17 protein-coding genes are annotated in these 14852 nt (G+C 41.7%); 2 read left to right on the top strand and 15 right to left on the bottom strand.

From position 1 onward, the window contains the following. Window positions 1–70: 70 nt before the first annotated feature. A complete protein-coding gene (gene sigK, locus TV75_RS14870; protein ID WP_044339577.1) occupies window positions 71–787 on the top strand; it encodes an RNA polymerase sporulation sigma factor SigK in 717 nt (238 codons plus the stop codon). A 496-nt stretch (window positions 788–1283) separates the two neighbouring features. On the opposite strand, the gene TV75_RS21580 is transcribed toward sigK, so the two are convergent. From TV75_RS21580 to TV75_RS14845, 6 genes are all read right to left on the bottom strand, one after another. Continuing rightward, the gene (locus TV75_RS21580; RefSeq protein ID WP_172655777.1) at window positions 1284–1424 is read right to left on the bottom strand and encodes a YrzI family small protein; all 141 of its coding nucleotides are present in this window, start codon (window positions 1422–1424) and stop codon (window positions 1284–1286) included. A 396-nt stretch (window positions 1425–1820) separates the two neighbouring features. Next, window positions 1821–2060, bottom strand: coding sequence for a YrhC family protein (locus tag TV75_RS14865; RefSeq protein ID WP_044339576.1), 240 nt, complete (start codon window positions 2058–2060; stop codon window positions 1821–1823). Between the two features lie 102 nt (window positions 2061–2162). Next, the gene (locus TV75_RS14860) at window positions 2163–3299 is read right to left on the bottom strand and encodes a bifunctional cystathionine gamma-lyase/homocysteine desulfhydrase (protein ID WP_044339575.1); all 1137 of its coding nucleotides are present in this window, start codon (window positions 3297–3299) and stop codon (window positions 2163–2165) included. A gap of 2 nt (window positions 3300–3301) precedes the next feature. Beyond that, the gene (locus tag TV75_RS14855; protein WP_044339574.1) at window positions 3302–4225 is read right to left on the bottom strand and encodes a PLP-dependent cysteine synthase family protein; all 924 of its coding nucleotides are present in this window, start codon (window positions 4223–4225) and stop codon (window positions 3302–3304) included. A 147-nt stretch (window positions 4226–4372) separates the two neighbouring features. After that, window positions 4373–5065: a 5'-methylthioadenosine/S-adenosylhomocysteine nucleosidase gene (mtnN, locus tag TV75_RS14850; RefSeq protein ID WP_044339573.1), complete on the bottom strand. Its 693-nt coding sequence runs from the start codon at window positions 5063–5065 to the stop codon at window positions 4373–4375. A gap of 15 nt (window positions 5066–5080) precedes the next feature. Further along, window positions 5081–5719: a class I SAM-dependent DNA methyltransferase gene (locus TV75_RS14845; protein ID WP_044339572.1), complete on the bottom strand. Its 639-nt coding sequence runs from the start codon at window positions 5717–5719 to the stop codon at window positions 5081–5083. Between the two features lie 197 nt (window positions 5720–5916). Between TV75_RS14845 and TV75_RS14840 the strand changes: the two genes are divergently transcribed. Then, window positions 5917–6123 carry a DUF2536 family protein gene (locus TV75_RS14840; RefSeq protein ID WP_044339571.1) on the top strand — a complete coding sequence of 69 codons (207 nt, stop codon included), beginning with the start codon at window positions 5917–5919 and terminating at the stop codon, window positions 6121–6123. Window positions 6124–6171: 48 nt separating this feature from the next. Here the strand turns inward: TV75_RS14840 and TV75_RS14835 are convergent, their stop codons facing one another. The 9 genes from TV75_RS14835 to TV75_RS14795 all read right to left on the bottom strand — a co-directional run bounded on the left by TV75_RS14835 (window position 6172) and on the right by TV75_RS14795 (window position 14841). Next, window positions 6172–6873, bottom strand: coding sequence for a YrrS family protein (locus tag TV75_RS14835; RefSeq protein WP_044339570.1), 702 nt, complete (start codon window positions 6871–6873; stop codon window positions 6172–6174). A gap of 138 nt (window positions 6874–7011) precedes the next feature. After that, window positions 7012–8769 (bottom strand): peptidoglycan D,D-transpeptidase FtsI family protein, encoded by a 1758-nt coding sequence (locus tag TV75_RS14830; protein ID WP_044339684.1) that lies wholly within the window; start codon window positions 8767–8769, stop codon window positions 7012–7014. Window positions 8770–8867: 98 nt separating this feature from the next. After that, window positions 8868–9344 (bottom strand): transcription elongation factor GreA, encoded by a 477-nt coding sequence (gene greA / locus TV75_RS14825; protein WP_044339569.1) that lies wholly within the window; start codon window positions 9342–9344, stop codon window positions 8868–8870. Between the two features lie 176 nt (window positions 9345–9520). After that, a complete protein-coding gene (gene udk, locus TV75_RS14820) occupies window positions 9521–10156 on the bottom strand; it encodes a uridine kinase (RefSeq protein ID WP_044339568.1) in 636 nt (211 codons plus the stop codon). 5 nt (window positions 10157–10161) lie between these two features. Continuing rightward, window positions 10162–11439 carry a peptidase U32 family protein gene (locus TV75_RS14815; RefSeq protein ID WP_044339567.1) on the bottom strand — a complete coding sequence of 426 codons (1278 nt, stop codon included), beginning with the start codon at window positions 11437–11439 and terminating at the stop codon, window positions 10162–10164. Between the two features lie 37 nt (window positions 11440–11476). Then, window positions 11477–12406, bottom strand: a complete 930-nt coding sequence (locus tag TV75_RS14810; RefSeq protein ID WP_044339566.1) for a peptidase U32 family protein — start codon at window positions 12404–12406, stop codon at window positions 11477–11479. Then, on the bottom strand, window positions 12403–13050 hold the full coding sequence (locus tag TV75_RS14805) for an O-methyltransferase (RefSeq protein ID WP_044339565.1): 648 nt from the start codon (window positions 13048–13050) through the stop codon (window positions 12403–12405). Before TV75_RS14805 ends, TV75_RS14810 begins: the two co-directional genes overlap by 4 nt. A 201-nt stretch (window positions 13051–13251) precedes the next feature. Further along, on the bottom strand, window positions 13252–14352 hold the full coding sequence (gene mltG, locus TV75_RS14800; protein ID WP_044339683.1) for an endolytic transglycosylase MltG: 1101 nt from the start codon (window positions 14350–14352) through the stop codon (window positions 13252–13254). A 198-nt stretch (window positions 14353–14550) separates the two neighbouring features. After that, a complete protein-coding gene (locus TV75_RS14795) occupies window positions 14551–14841 on the bottom strand; it encodes a DUF1292 domain-containing protein (RefSeq protein ID WP_044339564.1) in 291 nt (96 codons plus the stop codon). Between the last annotated feature and the right edge of the window lie 11 nt (window positions 14842–14852).

Here is a 14852-nt window from a genome sequence, read left to right as displayed (position 1 = left end):
GGACATGCAAGGACATCCCCAACTTATCATATGAATGAGTATGGGCTTAAGTCCTCATGGAGGTGTGAATATGTCTGGAGTTCTAACGGCACTGGGGTATTTCTTTAAAGAGTTAATTTTCCTCGTTTCTTACGTAAAGAATAATGCATTCCCTCAACCTCTATCTGCAGCAGATGAACGAAAATATTTAAGGCTGATGGCAGAAGGAGATGAGCACGCCCGAAACATGCTCATTGAACATAATCTGCGATTGGTTGCTCACATCGTCAAGAAATTCGAAAACACAGGCGAAGATCCAGAAGATCTAATTTCCATCGGGACCATCGGATTGATCAAGGCAATTGAAAGTTATTCAGAAGGAAAAGGCACAAAGCTTGCAACATATGCGGCACGTTGTATCGAGAATGAAATCCTTATGCATCTTCGTGCACTCAAAAAAACGAAAAAGGATGTCTCTCTTCACGATCCCATCGGTCAAGATAAAGAAGGAAACGAAATCAGCTTGATTGATATCTTAAAGTCTGAGAGTGATGATGTCATTGATACGATTCAATTAAGTATGGAACTTGAAAAGGTAAGAAAATACATTTGTGTGCTGGACGAGAGGGAAAAAGAAGTGATCGTCGGGCGATTTGGATTAGACTTGAAAGAGGAAAAAACCCAGCGGGAAATTGCCAAGGAATTAGGGATCTCAAGAAGCTATGTATCACGAATCGAGAAAAGGGCACTCATGAAGATGTTTCATGAATTTTATCGCGAGGAAAAAGAAAAACGGAATAAATCATGAAAAAAGCGATCCAGTGTCGGATCGCTTTTTTTTTATGCTATTCAACACTGACTTCAGCGGCAATAATCAGACCAATCACAGATGTTACGATAAGACCCATTATCATTGAAAACATCGTAATCTCACTCCCTCTTTAGCAGTCATTACTACCTGCTCTTCTTACTATTAATGTATCACGAAAAGCCGGATAATCCCCTCTCATTCGTGAACAACTTATTACTAAAGATTGACAGAACTGTGTCTGTCTTGCATGCCTCGAATCCCCAATATAAAAAGAAGGACACCCTCCAAAAAAGGCATCCTCCTCATTCAATCTATTTCTTATCCTGCTTCTTCTTTTTATGGAAGAGAGCCGACCAAAAAACAATATTTAAAAACATCGTCCCACCCACCTTCTGTTTCGTTAGGCAGTATCCTTCTCTACCCATAGCGCATTTAGTCTTTTCTCCTGTATATAAATCATATTTCATTCTCCTCTCCCTTATTTGATATCGATTTAGAACAATTGCGACATATACTGGTTCTTGGTTTTCGTTTCTTCATAGAACTTTGAAACTGTTTCATTGTGAGTCACTTCTTCAAACGTTTCTTGTTTCTTTTTGAACGTTACCGTAATAAATAAAAGATTCAGTGTCATACATATCACCCCTTTCAAAGTGCCTAGTGAGCTGCAAGGCATGCTAAAAAGCCACAAAGAGACCGATCCTTGTGGCACAAAAAAGCCACAGGAACCTACATTCTCCCTGTGGCTATCATTTAATGGATTTAAAATTAAGCGTAAAACATCCCACAAGCGGTCGAATGATGAAAACAATATGAATTTGTGTCTTTTTTTCCAATAAGCACGAACATGTTCTTCGACCTCCCTCTTGTGATTTTTTTCTTACATTGGTTAGTATATCCAATTTCCATTAGAAAGTAAACCACTTTCCTCATTATTTTTTCTACAAATTTCCACATAAAAGGCGATATCGCAATAATGGAGTTTTGAATAAAAAAAGCGAGTCCTCAATGAGAACCCGCTTTATATGATCTATTCATCTGCAGATTGCAGATCTTTTTTGTATTTGATTGCTTTTGTAAAATACATAAGTGACAATCCGAGTAGAACAACGGTCCCCGTCATGAGGGTGATCGTTTTACTTGGTGTGACGGTTTCTGTTGGGATAATGACCCCTAAATACATAAAGACACTAAGTGCAAGTAACGTAAAACCAAAACGTTTAAAGTCGTTCATTTTTTGTTGCATGGTTCTTTTGTTTGCGTTCTTCATGTGCATTCACCTACTTTAGAACTAGTAAACTCTCATTCTATGGTAACATACTAACGCATGTCAGCTACCATGTAATTGATACCAGTTCTGCCAGTAGACTTATTACTTTGAAAGTGCATTTTCAATATCTTCAATCAGGTCCTCAACGTCTTCAAGACCGACAGAGATACGTACCAAACCGTCGGTGATCCCTAACTCATTTCGGCGATCTGCCGGAATGGACGCGTGGGTCATGCGGGCAGGTACCGAGATCAAGCTTTCTACTGCACCAAGACTTTCAGCTAATGTGAAGTATTTGGTGTTCGTGAGCAGACGGTCGGCATTTTCTTCACTTCCTACATCAAAGGAAACCATTCCCCCAAAGCCCGATGCCTGTTTCTTGGCAATGTCGTGATTCGGATGGGTTTCGAGTCCAGGATAGTAAACCTTTGATACTTTCGGGTGTGATGTAAGATACTCGACTATTTTCTTCGTGTTCTCTTCATGTTCTTCCATTCTCAGCCCCAAGGTTTTAATGCCCCGAATCAGTAACCATGAATCCTGTGGTCCAAGAACCCCGCCTGTGGAATTCTGTACGAAGAATAACTCTTCAGCAAGCTCTTCGGAATTCACGACGACCAGTCCTGCCACAACGTCACTATGTCCGCCGATGTATTTCGTTGCACTGTGAAGAACGATATCTGCTCCCAGGCTGATTGGATTTTGCCAATATGGCGTGCTGAACGTATTATCTACAATCGTCAATAGATTGTGCTTCTTGGCTAATGAAGCCGCAGCTTCGATATCCGTAATTTTCAATAATGGATTTGTAGGTGTTTCAATGTATACAGCCTTTGTATTCGGCTGAATGGCACTTTCGATGTTGTTGATATCGCTTGTATCAACGAAGGTGGACTCGATACCTACGCGATTTAACACCTTCGTCATGACGCGGTACGTTCCGCCGTACACATCGTCTGTCATCACTATATGATCTCCGCTGTTGAATAGCATCATAACCGCTGTGATAGCGGCCATCCCCGATCCGAAGGCAAAACCTTTTTCCCCGCCTTCCAGATCTTTAATCAACTCTTCAAGTGCGTGCCTTGTCGGGTTTCCTGAACGTGAATATTCAAAACCTTTATGCTTTCCTACTTCATCCTGCTTATACGTACTCACCTGATAAATGGGAGTGGACACAGCACCTGTTTGAGGATCTGTAGGGATACCGCCGTGAATTAGTTGTGTCTTCTTTTTCATGATTAGAGTCCTCCTTCATATATTTTTTTACTTAAATAACGCTCACTTGAATCCGGGAAAATCGTGACGATATGGCTTCCCGGCTCTGCGTCTTCCGCTTCCTGCAATGCGGCATGCAGCACTGCACCAGAAGAACTTCCGACTAGCAAGCCTTCCATCAGCGCAAGCTCTTTTACTCGTTTAAAAGCATTGTCGTCCGTCACGGTATGGATGCTATTAAAATAGCTTGGATCCATATAGTGAGGTAAAAATTCCATGCCGATCCCTTCTGTTTTATGGGGTCCTGATGGTCCACCGTTCAAGATGGAGCCCTCAGGTTCAACGATGACCGTTTTAATGTTCTTATTTCTTTCCTTCAGGTATTGAGCAGTTCCCATGAAGGTACCCCCTGTCCCTGCTCCTGCGACAAATGTATGAATGTTGCCATCCATCTGATTCCATAGTTCCGGTCCCAACGTTTTGTAATACGTCTTCGGATTGGCCGCATTCCCAAATTGCTGCGGAGAATATGAGTTCGGGATTTCCTTTACCAGCTCATTTGCTTTTGCGATGGCCCCCTTCATTCCTTCCCCGGTTGGGGTATGAATGATTTTGGCGCCCAAGGCTTTCATAAGCTCCTGCTTTTCCATACTGAATTTTTCAGGTATGCAGAACAGAACCTTGTATCCGGAATTCACAGCTGCGAGAGCCAGGCCGATTCCCGTGTTCCCTGCAGTCGGTTCGATGAAGGTGCCTCCCGGTTCTATTTTGCCGTTACGGATGGCATCTTCTAATAATTCCCGGCCTAAACGATCCTTCACACTACCTCCAGGATTGAAAAATTCCAGCTTAGCAAAGATCCGGACCCCTTTCTTCAATGGGAAGTTTGTAAGCTCGACAATCGGTGTATTCCCAATCAGGTCATGTACGCTTTTATACACGTCCATGGATTCAATCCCCCTTTATAAAAAAAAGCTGACCCATCCACCATCCCTGTTCTCCGTATACAAGAATAGAGTGCTCGCATGAACACATCCGTTCCGCATGTTCTAATGAGAAAGAAAGGTACCTGGGTCAGCCGTATTTTCCTTGTATTAAACAGACTCTACAATGCTCATGACCATCTTGGCAGAGTGAAGTGCTGCCTTTTCCAAGTATTGCTCGAAGGAAACATCTGATTCCTTGCCTGCAATATCGGAAAGTGATCGAATGATGACAAATGGCACTTTGAATTGATGAGCCACTTGCGCAATGGCGGCCGCTTCCATTTCAACTGCCTGTAAATCAGTAAACTTGTCACGGATCGCTTCCACACGCAGCGGATCATTCATGAATGAATCTCCCGTGGCGATTAATCCTGACACCACTTGTGCATCTCCCAATTCCTTCACGCTATCAATGGCCGTTTGCATCAATTTCCCGTCTGCTGTAAATGCTGCAGGAAGCTGTGGCACCTGTCCATATTCATATCCAAAAGCCGTTACATCCACATCGTGATGTCTTACTTCTGTTGAGATGACGACATCACCAACATTCAGAGAAGGATCGAATCCTCCTGCTGACCCTGTATTGATGATGCAATCCGGTTGAAAATGCTGGAGAAGAACAGCTGTTGACATCGCTGCATTCACTTTGCCTATCCCTGAGCGAAGTAAGATCACTTCTTTGTCTTTCATCATTCCACTTGTATATTCACACCCTGCGATCGTTTCCACTTCAGGGTTTGAAATATTTTCCCTAAGTAAGGCTACTTCTTCTTCCATTGCTCCGATGATGGCGATTTTCATTACTAAAACCTCTTTCTACTGTTTAGTCGCCTCCATAATCCACACAAAGGTATTCACTTGCTTAAAACGAACTGAAAATCCATTTTGGTCCAATAACTCCCTTAGAACATCCAAGGAGGTGTAATATTCCCGTTTCAAATCTTCAGCCAGATTGTAATACTCTTTTTTAATTGCTAGGGATATGGCGGCTTGATAGTGCTGATCCGTTTCAAACATCGTATCGGCAAATACTATTTTACCACCTTGTGCTAGGAGCTTTCCATATATGCTAAAAGCTTTTCCCTTTTCTTCATCCGTTAAGTGATGAAATGCATAGGAGCTTACGATGGAATCCGCTCTTCCTTTTAAAGAAAAGTCCAGGAAATCACCATCCATGAACGTCACTTCTTCTCCAAGCTTCTGCATTCCGATCGCTCTCATTTCCGGAGAAGGCTCAAAAGGAACCACTTCTAGCCCTGCATCCAGTAATTTCTTGGTCAAGTTTCCAGTACCGGGACCAAATTCAACGACTCTTCCCTTTGAACGGGACACTACTTCATCAAGAATGGATTCATAACCCTCAAATACCGCTTGATATTCAATGTCTTTCCCGGTAACTGTATCGTCATATGAATCTGCCCAATCCTGAAACAAATCCAAAAATTCTCTACCCATGATTTAGCACCTCTGCTGCATTAAGTTTATAATTCCTATAAACATACTATGAATTAAATTTAAAACTGTTATTAAATTATCATATTCTCCTAATGATTTCAACAAATAATAATTGTAAAATCCGTTTTCCGGCTCTAAAATAAGGAGGGACAACCTGCAATCAAGAGATATCACATGCAATTGAGGAGGAGAATCTTATGAATATTTCATTTGACTTAATAGAAGATAAAGTGGAGTTTTTTGAAGCAGATAGTTTACGAACACTGGAAAAGAAGGTAGATGAACAAATCCAGCATAATAAAGCCATCATGCTGAGCGTCCATCATGTACATCATGCCGTTTCCATTGATGAAAATGGCAGAAGATTGTATAGTGCTGCGGTTCATTTTAAAGTCAAGAAATGAATCAATGAAAAAGGCCCTTCCACTTGGAAGGGCCTTTTTCATTGATTATCAGTCTTTATCGTTTTTCACTAATTCCTGTACTTTCGTAGGCTGCCATCCTTTGCCGTCCACCCATTGAAGGTACACTCTGTATGGCGTTTTTGTATCTTTCGCCGTCACGGTTGCCATGGATTTCTGAGGGCCGCCATTCCCTTCGATATACCAAACGGTCATATTATCTTCAGGGATTCCCGTTGCATACGATACAGCTTTCACTTTTTCCTGCCAATCTGCAGATCCTAAATCATATGAAGATACGTGTTCGCCGGTCTGCTCAGTTCCAATAGGCTTCCAGTCAGGGTGCACCATTGTTTGCTTCACATTTGGTTCGTCACTTTCTTCTACTTTTAATTCATTTTGATCTTCGCCTTCTAATTTAACAGTGTCCTGCTCTTCATCAGAGGCTTCGTCTTTTTGTGTTTCTTCATCGCTTTTCTTTTCTTCGTCTTTTTTATCTTCATTATCTTTTTCCTCAGATTTTTTGTCCTCATCTAAAGAAACAGATTTATCGTCTTTTTCAGCATTATTATTGCTCGAATCCTTTGTTTCTGTATCGGAAGCGCTGGATGATGCCTTTTCATCGCCGCCTCCCATCACTATTGTTGCTCCGACAACGACAATCAATAGAAGTACGACTGCAATCATGATGTTCAAGATTTTATTTGTATTCTTCTTGGAACGTTTATCTAATCTAGATTGGTATTTCGCCATTACGTTTCCCTCCCTATTATCCTAAACATTTTAACATGATAAGAGGAAAAGAATAAAGCGAAACATTATCCAGCTCAGTGGGCTTTAGCTACTTTCATAAGAAAGGGAAAAAGGTCGCAGGACCATTGTACAATGCGGTTAATTGTTTTCAAGATTATATATGGCATCTACGCTATCTTTAAAAATCGGATATATCCCGCCTTCATCGATCTTCACATCCATGTTGACTGCAACCAGGGAATATTTAGGATTTTCAAAGGGGAAATATCCTGCGAACCATTTATTGTACAATTCATTTTCTTTTACTTCTTCTCCCCGGTAATTACCTGTTTGGGCCGTTCCCGTTTTACCGGCAATACTGTAGGCCGCCGTCTGAAGATAGGGTGCCGTCCCCTCGGGAGAGTTCACCACTCCTCTTAAATATTGCTGAAGCTTCATCGCCGTAAATGGGGTAATCGTCTCACCCTCCTGCTTCTGTTTTGGGAAGGAAAACATCTTCGTTCCATTTTGGTACTCGACTGCGGATACGGCACTCACCTGATATTTCTCTCCTCCCCTGGCGATGGTGGCCATCATATTGGCGATGCCCAAGGGGGTGACCCGGACTTCTTGTTGTCCGATCCCGGTTTGAGAAACAAGTTTAGGTTCACCTCTGTGTTCATCCGACCCGAAGATCCTTCCTTCGCTAACTTGAAGCTGCGGAAAGCTTTCGTAATGAAAGACATTCCCTTTCCAGGCAATATCACCAAGCAAGCCGATCTTTTCAGCATACTCATCAAGAAGATGGTCATCCTTCTCCGTCAGTTCATTCGCCAAATCTGCAAACGTCCGGTTACAGCTGACGGCAAGACTTGTTTTTATATTGATAGTTCCATGCGGCTTTTCTGCACGACCACCTCTAATATCTTCATCACAAGCAAATAATCTGCCTTCATCGACGATCCCTTCATCCATGGCGGCAGCAGCCACTACCGTCTTAAATACGGAACCGGGGATCAACGCTTTCAGCATGTAATTCGTTGCCCCGCCACTGAACGGGTCACGGCTTTTCATCGAAGGTCTTGAGACACTCGCGACAATTTCGCTTTTTTCAATATCAAGGAGCAGTAATCCTCCTTTTTGCATGTTATATGTATCTGCAACCTCTTCCAATGCCTGCTGCATCTTACCATCAATCGTCGTCTTCACATTAAGGGGGTAGAATGGATTGGCTGGCGCCAAATATTTTACATCCACACCGAATAATGGACCACCGATTGCATCAACATGATAGATTAATTTCGCCTCTTCTTCTGCTACCAGCCATTCATCAAAGCTCTCTTGAAGTCCCGACACGCCAATTTTCTGATTAGCCCCTTTTACTTTATCCGGGTACCGCTTATGAAACACATCAGCATTCTCTCCCGTCACACCGATCAGCTGGGAAGCAGGGACTTCATTACTTTTGAACTTTTTTGTGAGAGCAAACACCCCCTGAATTTTAAGTGCATTAATTTCTTTCATCTGATTTTCGCTGAGCTGTAAAGGATTTTTCCCTCCAAATACGATCGGTCCATTTGCTTCCTCAACCTTAGTTTGAATGGTTTGAGGAGGAACATGAAGAATTCCCGCAACTTTTTCAACCGGCCAATCGATTTTTTTTAGAAATGGAAAAAGAACGAGAATATTTTTTTCCGTGTACGTAAGTGGTTCCCCGTTCCGATCGAGAAATTCTCCACGTCCTTCATCAATCACCAATTGTTGCGTTCGTTGAGAGACACTTTCCTCCAGAAGATTGATTTGATGTTTCGAATAGGATTCTGTTTGGAATAATTGCAATTGCATCAGTCTCCCCGATAAAGCGAAGAGAGCCAGTAATAAAAATATACTGAGTAACCTGATTCGTTTTCGTTTCATTTTGTCACCTCGTCCCCATTGTTGACGAGTTTCATGTGAAATAATCTTATTCACAGCATAAAAAAGAAGAGACTCACTAATGAGTCCCTCCTACGTAATCAACTTACTTCTACAATTTCCACATTCATTTCTCCACCTGGAGTTTGAACGCTTACTTTCGCGCCTACTTTATGACCAAGAAGGCTTTTCGCGATCGGTGAATCATTTGAGATTTTCCCCTCAAATGGATCCGCTTCTGCACTACCGACGATTGTGTATGTTTCTTTGTCTCCGTCAGGCAGTTCAACGAACGTTACTTTCTTACCTAATTGTACTGTATCTGAGTTCATATCATCTTCTTGAATGATTTTCGCATTGCGAATCATGTTTTCTAAAGTAGAAATACGCCCTTCGACGAATGCTTGTTCATCTTTCGCTGCGTCGTACTCCGAGTTCTCGGATAAATCTCCAAAGCTTCGGGCGATTTTAATTCGCTCAACGACTTCTTTACGTTTAACCGTTTTCAAATTCTCCAGTTCTTTTTCTAGCTTCTCTTTACCTTCTGCTGTCATCGGAAATACTTTTTCTGTACTCATGACCCTCTTCACTCCTTCTTCTAACTAAGAGTTCCCCATACTCTTTATGTAAATATTCATTTGCTAGTTATGTAAAGGTAGGGAATGGAGAGAGAATTCCTTCTCTCTCCATTCCCTGCTTCTTTACAATGTGGGAAATGTAATCTCGCCTATATGTCTTTATCTATGCTATCGTATTACAAAAATGACTTTTGTTCAAGAATAGTTTGAATTTTTGTTACCATTAAATCGATTGCCACGTGATTATGACCACCTTCAGGAATGATCACATCAGCATATCGCTTCGTCGGTTCGATAAATTGATTATGCATAGGACGAACAACTGTAATGTATTGATCAATGACGGAATCAATGGAACGGCCCCGTTCTTTAATATCACGAAGCATCCTTCTGATGATGCGAAGATCGGCATCTGTATCTACATATAGCTTAATATCCATTAAGTTACGCAATCTTTCATCTTCTAATACTAAAATTCCTTCTAAAATAATAACATCTTTCGGTTCGACGAGGATGGTGTCGTCTGAACGGGTGTGCATTTTATAATCATATACCGGTTTATTTACGGGTTGATGATCTAAAAGACCGTGCAGATGTTGAATCAATAGATCATTATCAAATGCCAATGGATGATCATAATTTGTTTTCAAACGTTCCTCAAAAGGTAGATTTGATTGATCTTTATAATAATAGTCCTGCTGCAGCATTAAAATCGAATGACCTTGGAATTGCTCATAAATAGCTTTGGTAACACTAGTTTTACCTGAGCCCGATCCTCCTGCTACACCAATCACAACTGGTTTATGCTTCATAAGTATTAGGTGTTCTCCTTTCGCATCATGTTATCAGGATATACTCTCTGATGAACCTTGAATTTCACAATTTGTAATGGGTGACGTGCAACATCAAGCTCATTTCCCTTTTCATCCCACATCTTCTCGACAACTTGCGTGAAGTTTGAGATTTCAGGTCCGAAAAATTCTACTTCTTGACCTGTTGTAAAATGGTTTCTCTGTTGCAGGGTGACAATTTGCGTTTCTTCGTCGTAATCTAACACAAGTCCGACAAATTCATAATTTGTGTTTTTCTTATTATGAACACCAAACATTTGCTCCTTGAAGCCGGGAACCCCCTCAAAGAACGCAGGGGCCGTATCACGGTTCGCACATTTATCAAGTTCTTCCAGCCATTCTTGCTGAATCACAAAGTTATCGGGATCTTTACAGTATTCGTCAATCACTTTACGGTATACACTTACGACAGTGGCTACGTAGTGAATGGACTTCATACGACCCTCTATTTTCAAGCTGTCAATGCCCAATTCAATCATTCTCGGAATCGATTCAACCAGCTTTAAATCTTTCGGACTCATGGCGAAAGGTGCATCACCGTTGTCGTAAAGAGGATTTTCATTACCTTCATCGACTTCATATAAATCATAATCCCAACGGCATGATTGACAGCACCCGCCACGATTTGAGTCACGGGCCGTCATATGGTTACTTAGTGTACAGCGGCCGGAGTAGGCAATGCACATAGCCCCATGGATAAAGGTCTCGATTTCAATATCCACTTTTTCTTTCATTTCACGGATTTCGTCGCCGCTTGCTTCACGGGCTAATACCACTCGATCAAGTCCTTCTTCCTTCCAGAACTGAACCGCTTTCCAGTTTGAAAGGGACTGCTGGGTACTTAAATGCACCTCAACATTCGGAGCGACCCTCCGGCATGTTTCAATGATGAGTGGATCTGCCACAATAATCCCGGCGACTCCGGCTTCTTGAAGTCCACGCAAGTAGTCTTCAAGACCATCCATATTCTCATTATGGGCATAGATGTTGGTTGTCACATATATTTTGGCACCATAGCCTCTCGCAAACTCCACGCCCTCTTTCATTTGGTCGAGTGTGAAATTTCCGGCGTTTGACCGCAGACCATACTCCTGTCCGCCAATATAGACTGCATCTGCACCGTAATGGACAGCTATTTTCAATTTTTCAAGATTACCAGCAGGAGCCAGTAACTCAGGTTTCTTCACAATGACACGCTTTCCATCTACCATCTTGGATATAGGTTTTTTCACAACCGTGGTCATCGTAACTCCTCCGTTCTGATCAAACAATATTTCATTCTCAATACACCGTTTCTTTAAAGAAGAATCCCGTATCCAGAGGACGATTTTCCGGTTGCAGGTTCTTCGCTTCTTCCAGCAAATCGTCTTTTTTCTCTTCGTATTGATCTTCGTCTTCTACACATAAATCAATGGCTTTTCGATATAGTTTCGTCACTTCCAAAATATAATCTGATGATTTTAATACCCCATCTATTTTGAAAGAATCAATGCCTGCCTCAATCATTTCACCCAGCTCATCAACAATGCACATATCATTTGGACTCATAATATGAGTGCCGTTCTCATCTTCATAGATTGGATATTTATTATGACGCTCTTCATCGTGCAGGAACATATTTCGTTGTTCTTTACGGTTCTCAATCTCCATCGCCTTGCCTCTATACTCAAAGTAGTTGCCAAGTAAAGAGCGTTTTGATTGGAACATGCATGTCATACCGTGGACCTGGACCTCGATTTCAACCTCTGCATTCTCTTTCATTTCCACAATGGAATCCATGCTTAATTCCCGGGCGAGTACAGCACGTTTCGCCCCTTTTCTGCCCCAATAATTACACGTGTACCAATTGGTGGCAGTCGTTTCGGTATTCCAATGGAGCAACATATCCGGTGCCACTTCACGGGCAGCCATTAACACAGCAGGATCGCCGAACACAATCGCATCCGCGCCTGCTTCTTGAAGAAATGCAATGTAGTCGTCAAGTTCGGAAATTTTATCATTATGGAAAAGGGCGTTCATGGCTACATACACTTTTCTACCGTGTTTGTGTGCCGCTTTGATTGCTTCGGCTACATCTTCTCTTGAAAACTCTCCAGCAAGCCTCAAGCCATACCTTTGTTCACCGATCATAAACGCATCCGCTCCCGCCAATGCTAACGCTTCAATGTCAGAAACAGAGACAGGGGTTACAAGTAATTCTGGTTTTTTCATGAGCGTTCACCTCTTTTTTTACTGATGGCAATACCGTCTCCAACGGGTAAAATACTCGTATTAAATTGCTCATGGTTCATAAGCCATGCATTATAATTCTGTAGTTTCTTGACCATGTTCCGGATTCTTTTCTGCTCTACCTCTTCTTGAGCGACAAGTCCCTTGAACAGGACATTATCCGAGTAGACGACCCCTTCATCTGACAGCATTTCAGAATAAAGCTCAAAGAATTTAAGGTATTGTCCCTTGGCCGCATCAATGAAAATCGCATCAAAAGGACCGTGCTTCGCCACTTCCTCCCCAAGTTCCAGGGCATCACCGAATAAAGTTACGACCCTCTTACCGTCCTCTGAACGGGAGAGGAAGCTCTCTGCTGCGTCAAACCTTTCTTCATCACGTTCAAGTGTAACGATTGTCGAATGGGGAAGAGCCTCCGCCATCCTGAGAGCGGAATATCCAATAGCCGTTCCGATTTCAAGGATCCGTTTCGGCTGTTGAATCCTTAACATACCAAGGAGTGCTTCGATTCCTACCAGCTCCATAATGGGTACATTATGGAGCTCGGCATATTGTTCCATCTCTGCTATTAATGCAGGACGTTCTTTCACGATTGATTCTATATAGTGAATAACTTGTTCGTTCATAAATAAGCCTCACGATCATGTTCATAAGTGGTCCGGGGTAAACGATCCATTCTCAGACAACATGAAAAGAAGAAAGCTACAATGAGCTTTCTACTTCACACACATCTTCATAAAGATATCGCCCGTATATAAAAATAACTTGTACTATTTTACCACATAGAGAAGAGGAAAGCGAATGTTTCTTTCCTCTCCTCAAAAATGCTATTCTTCTTTGTTTGTAATGTACTTCGCCTTTTTATCGTTATGTTCTTCTAAAGTTTCAGAATAATAAACGGATCCATTTGAAGAAGCCAGGAAATAGTAATACTCTGTATCTTCTGGTTCTAAAGCAGCTTCAATCGAAGACACACCGGCATTTGCGATCGGCCCCGGCGGCAACCCCTTCACTTGATAAGTGTTATATGGTGAATCCACTTCAAGATCTTTGTAGACGGTTCTTTTTTTATGCTTGCCTAATGCATAAAGCACTGTAGGATCGGTTTGAAGAGGCATGCCTTCCTCAATACGATTATAGAAAACACTTGAGATTTTCCCTCTGTCTGCTTTTTCCGTTGCTTCTTCTTCAATAAGGGAAGATAACGTAAGAAGCTCATGGGCGGTGTATTCCCTATCTGCCATCGCCCCTTCATATTGAGCGAGGACTTCGTTCGTTTGTGCAATCATTTTCGTTAAGATCGCTTCTAAAGAAGGCTTCTTCTCATAGAAAGGATATGTCGCAGGATATAGATACCCTTCTAACGGACGCTTAATTTGTTCATTTAATATTTCATCAGTTATCAGTGCCGGATATTCCTGTTTTAATTGCTCGAGCCATTTCTTATCATTTAATTTTTTTTCAATTTCCTCTTTCTTATATGGGGACTTATCAGCAATGATCTCAGCGATTTGATCTAGTTGCAATCCCTCGGGTACGGTAATCTTAAACTCTGCTTTCCTCATTACCTTCCCTGTTTTTAAGCTGTTAACAATTTCATTTAATGTCATGGAAGGTGTCAAGTCATAAGAACCTGCCTGAAAACCGGATTCATTGTTAAATTTCACATAGTATTTAAAGACCGTTGAATTCTTAACGATTCCTTCTTCCTCCAGAATGTTCCCGATGGACGTCACTCCAGAGCCTATGGGTATTTCGACTTTTACTGGTTTCGTATTGTCCGAGTCGACGGGTTTTAAGGCTGAACTTATATAAAGGTACCCACCGATGGCCGTTCCTCCAATAATGATGACAAGACAAAGAATGACAAGTCCTACTATTTTTCTAATGACCTTTGCCTCCTCTTGTCTCTCCAGCAGTTTTTTCATAAGCGTTTCTTTTATGTTTTTTTTCAAAGCTATATTTCCCCCTTTCGAGCAAAAAAGCGGGATATCCGTTGTGCGTAATTCGACATCATCTCCACTATTATACAATATTTTGCACAAAGTGAAACAGGGACCTGCAAAAAGGTGAATTTTTTGTCCCTTTTTGCGGTCCCTGTTTCTTATGAAGCTATAGCTTATTGCTTATTCTGCGTCTTCTTCTTCGTCCAAGAAAGTGTTTAACATTTCTTCGATCATGTCCCACTCTTCTTCTGTTTCAATCGGCTTTAATTCGCCTTCTTGACCTTCGTCTCCCGGAAGGAAAGCAGACGCGTGAATTTCGATTTCTTCTTCATCATTCTCATCTGCACCCAATGGATAGTACAGGACATATGATTTATTGAATTTATCTGATTCAAACGTGAAAAGAACCTCGCATAATTGTTCATTTCCTTGTTCGTCAACTACTGTAATTTGTTTTTCACCGTGTTCCATGAACATTCACC

The sequence above is a fragment of the Rossellomorea aquimaris genome, assembly GCF_000935355.1.
In the GTDB taxonomy this organism is placed as follows: Bacteria; Bacillota; Bacilli; order Bacillales; family Bacillaceae_B; genus Rossellomorea; species Rossellomorea aquimaris_B.
This window is presented reverse-complemented; position numbering and strand designations above follow the sequence as displayed.

Excerpts from the sequence above, each read along its gene's own strand:
- TV75_RS14840 (WP_044339571.1), top strand. The coding sequence starts at position 5,917 with ATGAATATTTCATTTGACTTAATAGAAGATAAAGTGGAGTTTTTTGAA.
- TV75_RS14830 (WP_044339684.1), bottom strand. The coding sequence starts at position 8,769 with ATGAAACGAAAACGAATCAGGTTACTCAGTATATTTTTATTACTGGCT.
- sigK (WP_044339577.1), top strand. The coding sequence starts at position 71 with ATGTCTGGAGTTCTAACGGCACTGGGGTATTTCTTTAAAGAGTTAATT.
- greA (WP_044339569.1), bottom strand. The coding sequence starts at position 9,344 with ATGAGTACAGAAAAAGTATTTCCGATGACAGCAGAAGGTAAAGAGAAG.
- TV75_RS14845 (WP_044339572.1), bottom strand. The coding sequence starts at position 5,719 with ATGGGTAGAGAATTTTTGGATTTGTTTCAGGATTGGGCAGATTCATAT.
- TV75_RS14835 (WP_044339570.1), bottom strand. The coding sequence starts at position 6,873 with ATGGCGAAATACCAATCTAGATTAGATAAACGTTCCAAGAAGAATACA.
- TV75_RS14795 (WP_044339564.1), bottom strand. The coding sequence starts at position 14,841 with ATGGAACACGGTGAAAAACAAATTACAGTAGTTGACGAACAAGGAAAT.
- TV75_RS14815 (WP_044339567.1), bottom strand. The coding sequence starts at position 11,439 with ATGACCACGGTTGTGAAAAAACCTATATCCAAGATGGTAGATGGAAAG.
- TV75_RS14805 (WP_044339565.1), bottom strand. The coding sequence starts at position 13,050 with ATGAACGAACAAGTTATTCACTATATAGAATCAATCGTGAAAGAACGT.
- TV75_RS21580 (WP_172655777.1), bottom strand. The coding sequence starts at position 1,424 with ATGACACTGAATCTTTTATTTATTACGGTAACGTTCAAAAAGAAACAA.
- TV75_RS14865 (WP_044339576.1), bottom strand. The coding sequence starts at position 2,060 with ATGAAGAACGCAAACAAAAGAACCATGCAACAAAAAATGAACGACTTT.
- TV75_RS14860 (WP_044339575.1), bottom strand. The coding sequence starts at position 3,299 with ATGAAAAAGAAGACACAACTAATTCACGGCGGTATCCCTACAGATCCT.
- TV75_RS14855 (WP_044339574.1), bottom strand. The coding sequence starts at position 4,225 with ATGGACGTGTATAAAAGCGTACATGACCTGATTGGGAATACACCGATT.
- udk (WP_044339568.1), bottom strand. The coding sequence starts at position 10,156 with ATGAAGCATAAACCAGTTGTGATTGGTGTAGCAGGAGGATCGGGCTCA.
- TV75_RS14810 (WP_044339566.1), bottom strand. The coding sequence starts at position 12,406 with ATGAAAAAACCAGAATTACTTGTAACCCCTGTCTCTGTTTCTGACATT.
- mtnN (WP_044339573.1), bottom strand. The coding sequence starts at position 5,065 with ATGAAAATCGCCATCATCGGAGCAATGGAAGAAGAAGTAGCCTTACTT.
- mltG (WP_044339683.1), bottom strand. The coding sequence starts at position 14,352 with ATGAAAAAACTGCTGGAGAGACAAGAGGAGGCAAAGGTCATTAGAAAA.